The sequence below is a fragment of the Bacillus sp. R45 genome (genome assembly GCF_021729365.1).
Lineage (GTDB): Bacteria > Bacillota > Bacilli > Bacillales > Bacillaceae > Bacillus > Bacillus velezensis.
This window is the reverse complement of record NZ_CP091421.1, coordinates 711,074-720,396: the sequence shown is the minus strand read 5'-3', so window position 1 is coordinate 720,396 and position 9,323 is coordinate 711,074. Positions and strand designations below refer to the sequence as shown.

Annotated in this window: 8 protein-coding genes and 1 pseudogene; 3 read left to right on the top strand and 6 right to left on the bottom strand. The window is 47.3% G+C overall.

Going from position 1 to position 9,323, the window contains the following annotated elements:
• Nucleotides 1–44 precede the first annotated feature (44 nt).
• The 4 genes from L3V45_RS03720 to L3V45_RS03705 form a co-directional block, all read right to left on the bottom strand.
• Nucleotides 45–752, bottom strand: a complete 708-nt coding sequence (locus L3V45_RS03720) for a hypothetical protein (protein WP_024084994.1) — start codon at nt 750–752, stop codon at nt 45–47.
• Nucleotides 753–858: 106 nt separating this feature from the next.
• Nucleotides 859–2,295: an anion permease gene (locus tag L3V45_RS03715; protein WP_003155645.1), complete on the bottom strand. Its 1,437-nt coding sequence runs from the start codon at nt 2,293–2,295 to the stop codon at nt 859–861.
• Nucleotides 2,296–2,420: 125 nt separating this feature from the next.
• The gene (locus L3V45_RS03710; RefSeq protein WP_003155647.1) at nt 2,421–3,686 is read right to left on the bottom strand and encodes a pectate lyase; all 1,266 of its coding nucleotides are present in this window, start codon (nt 3,684–3,686) and stop codon (nt 2,421–2,423) included.
• Nucleotides 3,687–3,849: 163 nt separating this feature from the next.
• A complete protein-coding gene (locus L3V45_RS03705; RefSeq protein ID WP_003155650.1) occupies nt 3,850–4,197 on the bottom strand; it encodes a YflT domain-containing protein in 348 nt (115 codons plus the stop codon).
• 191 nt (nt 4,198–4,388) lie between these two features.
• Here L3V45_RS03705 and L3V45_RS03700 point away from each other — a divergent pair, with 191 nt between their 5' ends.
• Nucleotides 4,389–4,739, top strand: a complete 351-nt coding sequence (locus tag L3V45_RS03700; protein ID WP_024084993.1) for a DUF3212 family protein — start codon at nt 4,389–4,391, stop codon at nt 4,737–4,739.
• Nucleotides 4,740–4,867: 128 nt separating this feature from the next.
• On the top strand, nt 4,868–5,887 hold the full coding sequence (locus tag L3V45_RS03695; RefSeq protein WP_003155653.1) for an NADP-dependent oxidoreductase: 1,020 nt from the start codon (nt 4,868–4,870) through the stop codon (nt 5,885–5,887).
• Nucleotides 5,888–5,939: 52 nt separating this feature from the next.
• On the opposite strand, the pseudogene L3V45_RS03690 reads toward L3V45_RS03695, so the two are convergent.
• Both L3V45_RS03690 and L3V45_RS03685 read right to left on the bottom strand, forming a co-directional pair.
• Nucleotides 5,940–6,386: pseudogene (locus tag L3V45_RS03690) on the bottom strand (GNAT family N-acetyltransferase).
• 72 nt (nt 6,387–6,458) lie between these two features.
• Entirely contained in the window at nt 6,459–7,589 is a 1,131-nt protein-coding gene (locus L3V45_RS03685) for a DEAD/DEAH box helicase (RefSeq protein WP_003155655.1), read from the bottom strand.
• 171 nt (nt 7,590–7,760) lie between these two features.
• On the opposite strand from L3V45_RS03685, the gene L3V45_RS03680 reads away from it, so the two are divergent.
• On the top strand, nt 7,761–9,317 hold the full coding sequence (locus L3V45_RS03680) for an ABC-F family ATP-binding cassette domain-containing protein (RefSeq protein ID WP_003155656.1): 1,557 nt from the start codon (nt 7,761–7,763) through the stop codon (nt 9,315–9,317).
• The last annotated feature ends 6 nt before the right edge of the window (nt 9,318–9,323 follow it).

Below are 9,323 nucleotides of genomic sequence, written 5' to 3'. Positions count from 1 at the left end.
TGTTTTGACAACCTAAATAAAAAAGGTGATTTCTTTTCATCACCTTAATCCGATCCTTGAATGGGGAATCCCGTCGCAATGAGGGAGCGGTTTGCTGCTGCGACTTGTGTTACGTAGTTCGAAGAAAGGACGGATAAATAGAGCTGATACGCGGCTGTTTCATCCGCCTTCATTTCGTCGATGTACGTAAAAGGAATTCCTATGATTTGTCCGCCTGAAGAAAAGAGGTTCCGCTCTTGTCTCTGTGTTTGTATCGTTACGCCATTTCTTTGCAGCTCGACAGCTAAGACCAATGAGAAATGAGACGCAAGCGGATCTAATTCCACATTTACTTGTATGACGGCATCCGTTTTCACCAATTGATCTGTCGGCGCAGCTATCACTGCGCTTAACACGTTTATCGGTGTTCCTTCTAACGGAAGCGTCATTAGGTCTGCTGTATTTTGAAAAGCTACCGCAGGAACCGCTCCCGGCGGCCCCTCAGGCCCCGGGGGACCGGGCGGACCCGGCGGACCCGCCTCCCCTTGCGGACCGCGGGAGCCGGCGGGTCCTCTTTTGCCTTCGGGACCTCGCAGCCCGGGTACGCACAAGGCAGATCGATTTTCATCTGAAGACGGAAACCGTTTTTCCGTCCCTGTTTCCGGACTTTCAAGTTCACATGGTAATTGTTCATACCGGCGTTTCATATGTCTGCTCATATATTTGTATGGTTTCTGTTTCAATATCATGTATTGATTACGGCCGCTGCTCATAATATCACCCCGGCAATATTCTATTCGCACTGAAGTCATCATGTGCAGGCCCTTCCCATTCCTTACAGAAATAAAAAAAGGCAGACCTGAGTCTGCCTTTTTTCTTCTACCATAACCCTAATACTTTCCACCATAATCCGCCAATCACAAGCCATGTCACAATATGGACGATTGACAGGATAAAGCCGATGGACCACCATTTGCTTTGCGAGATATAACCCGCTCCGAAAAAGACCGGAGCCGCTCCTGAGCCGTAATGCGTCGTCGAACCGAAAAGGTTGCTGAAAAACGCCAGGCTGAGCGCCGCCAACAGCGGCGGAGCGCCTGCCGCCACGATGACGGCGAGAAATGCCGCATACATGGCGCTGATATGCGCGGTTGCGCTCGCAAAGAAGTAATGCGTGTAATAATACACGACAATCAGAATCATAAATGCCACAATCCATGAAAAACCGGAAACAGATGATTTCATCATATTGCTGAACCAAGACACCATGCCGAGCTCATTCAGGAAATTCGCCAGCATCACAAGCGCCGCGAACCAAGTCAGCGTATCCCATGCACCTTGTTCTTTTTTGATGTCCTCCCATGTTAATACCTGTGACAAAAGCAAAACGGATAATCCGATCAGGGCCGTCGTCGTTGCGTCGATATTGAAGCTTCCTCCGAAAATCCACAGCGCAAGCACCAATAAAAAGACGATAACCATGGAGAGTTCGGATTTTTTAAACGGACCCATTTCTTTCAATTTTTCCGTTGCGATTTTAGCCGCGTCCGGTGTTTCTTTAATTTCCGGCGGATACAGCTTATAAATGACGAGCGGCGTAATGATTAAGCTCGCCAATCCCGGTACAATGGCCGCGATTGCCCAGCTTGTCCATGTGATGTCCACCCCTGCGACATCGTGGGCCAGCTTGGCGATCAGCGGATTCGCCGCCATTGCCGTCAAAAACATCGCAGACGTAATCAAGTTTCCTTGAAAACCGGTTTTTAATAAGAAAGCGCCGATTTTCCGCTCTGTTCCGTCTGCCGGCGTTGATCCGAAAGTTTCGGATAATGATCTGATAATAGGAAAAATAATGCCGCCCGCCCGTGCCGTGTTGCTCGGAATGGCAGGTGATAAAATTAAATCACTGAACAGCAGTGAATAAGAAAGGCCGAGTGTTTTCTTCCCGAACCGTTGTACGAATACGTAAGAAATCCTGGCGCCAAGCCCGGTTTTGATAAATCCCCGGGAAATAAAAAAGGCGATGACAATCAGCCAGATTGTCTTGTTTCCAAATCCGCTTAACGTATTTTCAATAGATAGCGTTCCCGTTAACGCGGTGACTGCCAATGCAAAAATTGCAATTGCGCCCATTGGCAAGGGCTTGGAGATAAAGCCGATAATTGTTGCGACAAAAATAGCGAACAAATGCCATGCTTTAGGTTCAAGTCCGGACGGCGCGGGAATAAACCAAATGATTAATCCCACAGCAACAGTAATAAGCAAAGGAATGATTTTTACTGCCTGCTGTTTTTTTGCGTCTTTTTCTGAAGCCATTACAGGTCTCCTCCTATTTTGTTGTCTTCCATCCCCCTATCCCATTTTACTACTTAACTAAGTTAATAAACGTTTTTGTTAATTAAAAAACACAAAGGAATATTTTCCTTTGTGCTTCTTGTTTATTATTTTAATATACCCGACCCGGCTTTAGATATAACATCTGATTTTACATTTGATGATGAGCCGATGGAACCGTGCAATGACGGTGTCCAGCCGACGGACTGACTTAATCCGTTGGCAGCTGACGCGTTAATTGCGGCGCCGTTTAAAAGAGTGCCGTCTTCATGAAGCGCTTTTCCGCCGCTGAAGACGCTGATGACTTTATCAGCAGCCAGTCCCGGCACTTCAAAGACATTATTCTGGGCATATATTTTTGACGCGTGGCCTGCGCCCCACGCATAGCTGAACGGGTATGCGGCGCTTTTAGAGCCTGCGTAAAAATTATTATAAATATGAACCTGCCCGTACCGGACCCGCGGTGCGCGCTGGACGATGTTCTGGTAATAGTTATGGTGAATGGTCACCTTCAGTTTTCCTTCATCCGACGTCTTGCTGTCGCTGTTTCCGATGACGGAGCCTTTGTCATGGTCATGATATTTATTATAGGACAATGTAATATAATTCGCCCCGTTGGCTATATCCGTCTGGCCGTCATGGTGCTGATATTTTCTCCCGTAATAGTAGGGAAAACCGCTGTCGGGATTCGATCCGTCATTAAAGGTGCAATGATCGATCCAGATATGCGTCGCGCCGTTAATGGTGATATTGTCATATTCCGAGTTCCAGTTGCCGCTGCTGCCGTCCGTCGGGTCCCATTGCGGAAAATAGTCGTAAGCGTCTTGAAATTCAATGTTGCGGATGATGACATTGTCGACGCCGTTCTTTATATTAAAGCTTCCGCCTGTCACTTTGGCATTTGAACCCGAACCGATGATCGTCGTATTTGAAGGAATGTCAATCACGACCCGTGCTTTCTGGTTTTTTTGAGATCGCTGTCTGGCGTCTTCCTGGGTGCCTGACGGCGCTTTTTTCCCCCATTTGTCCGGGTCGTACGCCTTCAGATAAGCGTTGAGATCATATGCCGGATCTTTATAATCATTAAAGCCGAGCGTTTTATTCCGGTCGTCCGTATTCATATTGATTGTGCCTTGTATGTAAATAATCTTCGGCGTGCTGTTGGCGCTTCCCCCTAATGCAGAAACGAGCTGCTGTCTGTTTGATACGGTGTAGACATTCGATGAAGAGGCTTTCGCGCCGCCGGTTGTCCCGCCGGAAGCGGCTCCCCAGCCGTCATTTGTTCCTAACGTCTGCCGTCCCAGGTCAGCGGCATAGACGTCCGCAGGGATCATACATAAACAAACCGCCAGCATAAGTAACATTTTTTTCATAAATTGTGCTCCTCCTGATTCTCTGTTCCAATTTATTACAATTGGATTGTATCAAATCAGTTGAGAAACGGCACCGAAAATGTACAGCATGTGCCTTTCGGTTTTATTGCGGAAACCGCAAAAAAATCCCAAGGGACCGAAAACCCCTTGGGATCTGTTCAGCTTACGCCCATGATTTTACTTTTTCGTTATCCGTGACAAACAGAAGAACTTTTCCTTCATCTAAGCGCTTTTCAAATTGTGATGCTTCCTCTTCTGAAAAGCCGATTTCGTGAATTTTGTTGCGGAGCTCGTCGCCTTTTTTATTAAACATATTGCCGACCGCGTGTTTAATGCCCGTTTCTTTCGCTCCGATGGTATTGACATCAGTATTATCCGCCAGACGGTCCGTTCTGTCGTCATCATGTGAAAGCACATATACGTCTTCTTTTGCGACACCCAATTGCTGAAGCTCTTTTACGTCCTGCATCAGTTTTTGATCATTTGTATATTCTCTTACTACCGGTTTCATTGATAAGTCCTCCCTTTTGTTTTTGTATATTGGATGTTTACCCGCTCAACCAAAGGTCAAACAAAAGAAAGAGAGTTCCGGGAAAAAACGGGCAGATTGTCGGTGGATATTTTCCGGCGGGACATGTTACAGTAGGGAAAGTAACCTTTATCAGAAAAATAAAAATCTTCATGAGCCGATTAAGCAGGGAGGTGGTTCCTATTCATTACTTTTCACCGGAACAGCGATTTAACGCTTGGGTTGTCAGTGATTTAGTGAAGCAGGTATTCCGCCGGCATACCCGCTGCCCGGATGGAATAAAAGAGCTTACGGCCTTCGCTGAAGATACTTTTCATATTAATATCGATTTCGTTTTCTCTATCATTATCAATATCGGTGATATCGAATCCGTTCTGCCGACAGAAATTGAAAATAAGCTGGGTTCTTATCTGACTGCGCTTCAGCCCGTGATTACCTCTGACATGCTTCATTCTTCAAAAACGAATGCCTATGAATATTTGGAACATGAGAAAAACACCGATGTGTACCGGTTATTCTTTTAAATACGCATATAAGAAAAGAAGGGCCCTGGCCCTTCTTTTTTTGTTGCCGGCGGACGGTTTGATTTTGTATTCGGGAAATGGTTCGTGTTACATTTGGAACAAACACTTATCTTGAAGGAGGATTCAGTATGCCGAATAATCAGCAGCAGATTCAATTGGCAAGACGCCCGAAAGGCGTTCCCGTCCATGACGATTTCCGCTTTGAAACGATTGCCGTTCCCGAACCGAAAGACGGCGAAGTGCTTGTGAAAACGAGTTATGTGTCCGTTGATCCGTACATGCGCGGACGGATGCAGGATACAAAATCATATGTAGAGCCGTTCGCTTTAGATGAAGCCATAACAGGCGGAGTGATTGCCGAAGTTCTGACAGACGGCGATAAGCTGAAAAAAGGAGATGTTGTGATCGGAAATCTCGCATGGCAGGAATATTCAGCCGTCAATGAGTCCGCCCTCCGCAAGTTGGATACGGATATCGCACCCGCCCAGGCGTATCTCGGCATTTTAGGGATGACCGGACTGACCGCTTACTTCGGCCTGCTTGATATCGGCCGTCCGAAAAAAGGCGAAACCGTCGTCGTTTCAGGGGCTGCGGGCGCCGTCGGCTCAACGGTCGGGCAGATTGCCAAAATCAAAGGCGCGCGGGTTGTCGGCATCGCCGGTTCTGACGAAAAAATCGCGTATCTGAAAGAGGAGCTTCAATTTGATGAAGCCATTAATTACAAAACGGCGGATGATATTCAAAAAGCGCTTGAACAGGCATGCCCTGACGGCGTCGATGTCTATTTTGACAATGTCGGCGGACCGATTTCAGATGCGGTGATAAACCTGCTGAATGAATTCGCCCGCATTCCGGTATGCGGAGCGATCTCTTCATATAATACCGAAAGTGAAGAGGAAGACATGGGCCCCCGCGTCCAGCCGAAGCTGATCAAAACAAAAGCACTGATGCAGGGGTTCATCGTCAGTGATTATGCTGACCGCTTTTCCGAAGGCGCGAAACAATTGGCCGAATGGCTCAAGGACGGGAAGCTTCATTATGAAGAAACGATTACGGAAGGATTCAGCCATATTCCTGACGCGTTCCTCGGTTTGTTTAAAGGAGAAAACAAAGGCAAACAGATCATCAAAGTCAGTGATCTAGGTTAACATGATGATGAAAAAAGGAGGGCTTTCTCCCCTCCTTTTCTGCTTTTTCGCATCAGCCGCGAAGAATCAAAGTAAGAAAGCCGTCTTCATCAGGCTCCGTATTTTCCAAAGTGAATCCCGCTGCTTGAAAGCAGACTAAACTGATTTGATTGTCTTTTTAGATGCTTGCCGCCCATTCCCGCACGCCGGTAAACCCAGGATCAGTCAGCAGTTTTTGCAAGATCTGTTTTCCGTACCCTTGAAGCTGGTACAAAGGATTGACGATCAATCCGATATACGCCCGTTCCTCCACAAACTCTATAGAGACTATACCTGCCTGAAGCTGCCCGTCATATGCCATAATGACAGTATCGTCTTCATCTTTATTCAATCGTGCATACCACGCGTCTAATGGCAGCATCGCATCCATTCTCCGTCTGATGTTATCGTTCTTAAACCAGTGTTCGAGTATTTTCAGCCCACGTTCCTTCAATATTTGAAATCGGTCTATTGAACCCATCTTCCCACTCCCCCGCCTGAACCTTTTCTATTATTTCACAATAAAAAAGAAGGGCTTCCCGCCCTCCGTTTCTTATTTCTCAGATAATTTTCCGCCTGAATAAACGGCCTCTTTCAGCTCAATTCCGAGTGATTTGGCCATTTTTTTCAATTTGGATTCTTCCATCGGCGTGACAAGGCTGAGTACGGTTCCTTCTTTACCGGCCCGCCCCGTCCGGCCGGATCTGTGGATATATCCGTCTTCATTCGGGATGTCTGCGTGAATGACGTACGGAAGATCATCGATATCAAGTCCGCGCGCCGCTATGTCAGTCGCCAGAAGCAGCGGAAATTCTCCCCCTTCAAACGCTGATAATATCTTTGCCCGCTCCATTTTTTTCGCTTCTCCGTGCAGGATGCCGAGATCCACGTGATGATAGGCGAGTTTTTCCGCATAGACGCTTAAATTTCCGATATCTCTGACAAACACGAGCGCCTGCATGCCGTTCAGCCGTGACAGCTTTTGCAATAGCTTCACTTTATCCCGCTGATCGCAGACGAGATATTGATGCGTGACGCGCGCTTTTTCCGCCGTATTCCGCTCCACTTTCAAAACGGCCGGTTCATGTGCGATGGCATTCAGCACCTCTTCTGTCTCCGGCTGCAGCGTAGCGGAAAAGCTTAAAAGCTGTCGGTCTTTCAGCGTCGTTTTAATGATTTTTTTCATCGTTTCGCGGTGTTCCTTTGTCACGAGCTGATCCGCTTCATCAAGAACGATCGTCTTGACTTCATGCATTTTCAGCTTTTTCGCCTGAATCAATTCGAGCACCCTGCCCGGTGTGCCTGCAATGATATGCGGTTTATTTTTGAGCTTCTCCACCTGCTTTTTCACGTTTGCCCCGCCGATCAAAGACAAAGCGCGAAGATCGGAGCCTTTTTTCCACTCCTGAATCACTTGAAAAATCTGCATCACAAGCTCGCGGGACGGCGCTAAAATGATCACTTGCGGATGTTTCTGTTCCGGGTTGATCCGCTCCAGAACCGGAAGCGTGTACGCCAATGTTTTTCCCGTTCCCGTCGGGGATTCGGCAATGACGTCTTTCCCTTCCATGATCACCTGAGCGGCTTTTTCCTGAATAACGGTCGGCTCCTGAAAGCCTGACGCCTCCCAGTTTTCGGCGATAAATGGTTGTGTATGCTGTAAAAATGGCCATGTTTGGGTCATGTCGTTCTCCTCAATTCTTAAAATCTACTCCATAGTATCTCAAATGCACGCGGCAAACGCAATTTTCTTTTTCCTTCCAAGCCTTTTAACAAACGGTCTCCTCCTTTATAATCATAAATGAGAAAGACACATGATAAAAAAAGCGTGTCTGATAACGATAGAGGTGTAATGATGAGTATTTTATCCGTAAAAGATTTAAGCCACGGCTTCGGTGACCGTGCGCTTTTTAACAATGTATCGTTCCGTCTTTTAAAAGGGGAACACGTCGGCTTAATCGGAGCAAACGGCGAAGGTAAATCAACGTTTATGAATATTATTACCGGAAAGCTTGAGCCTGATGAGGGTAAGGTTGAATGGGCGAAAAACGTGCGTGTCGGCTATCTCGATCAGCATACCGTGCTTGAAAAAGGAAAAACGATCCGCGACGTGCTGAAGGATGCGTTCCATTACTTATTTGCGATGGAAGAAGAAATGAACGAGATTTACAACAAAATGGGCGAAGCGGACCCTGATGAGCTTGAGCAGCTGCTTGAAGATGTCGGTGTCATTCAAGACGCCCTGACAAACAATGATTTCTACGTGATTGACAGCAAAGTTGAAGAAATCGCCCGCGGCCTCGGCCTGCAGGAAGTCGGCCTAGACCGCGACGTCACTGACTTAAGCGGCGGACAGCGGACGAAAGTGCTGCTCGCCAAACTGCTTTTGGAAAAGCCGGAAATCCTTCTGTTGGACGAACCGACGAACTACCTTGATGAACAGCATATTGAATGGCTGAAACGCTATTTGCAGGAATATGAAAATGCGTTCATCTTAATTTCTCACGACATTCCGTTTTTAAACAGCGTAATCAATTTGATTTACCATGTGGAAAACCAGGAGCTGACGCGTTATGTCGGCGATTATCATCAGTTTATGGAAGTCTACGAAGTGAAAAAACAGCAGCTCGAAGCCGCCTACAAAAAACAGCAGCAGGAAGTGGCTGAGCTGAAAGATTTCGTCGCCCGCAACAAAGCCCGCGTCAGCACGAGAAATATGGCGATGTCCCGTCAGAAAAAGCTTGATAAGATGGATATGATCGAACTGGCGGCCGAAAAACCGAAACCGGAATTCCATTTCAAGCCTGCGAGAACGTCAGGCAAGCTCATTTTTGAAACGAAGGACTTAGTCATCGGTTACGATACTCCGCTGTCACGCCCGCTCAATCTCAGAATGGAGCGCGGACAGAAAGTCGCCCTGTACGGCGCAAACGGCATCGGGAAAACGACGCTGTTAAAAAGCCTGCTCGGTGAAATCCAGCCGCTGGAAGGCACGGTGGAGCGCGGCGAGCATCAATACACGGGCTATTTCGAGCAGGAAGTGAAAGAAACCAATAACAATACGTGCATCGAAGAAGTGTGGAGTGAATTTCCTTCCTTTACCCAGTACGAAATCCGCGCCGCCCTCGCCAAATGCGGCCTGACGACCAAACACATTGAAAGCCGCGTCTCCGTTCTCAGCGGAGGAGAAAAAGCGAAGGTCAGACTGTGCAAGCTGATCAATTCAGAAACAAACCTGCTCGTGCTTGACGAACCGACAAACCACCTGGATGTCGATGCGAAAGAAGAGCTGAAACGCGCGCTGAAAGAATACAAAGGCTCCATTCTGCTGATTTCCCACGAACCCGAGTTCTACATGGATATCGCGACGGAAACATGGAATTGTGAATCTTGGACGACGAAAGTGCTGTAAACACAA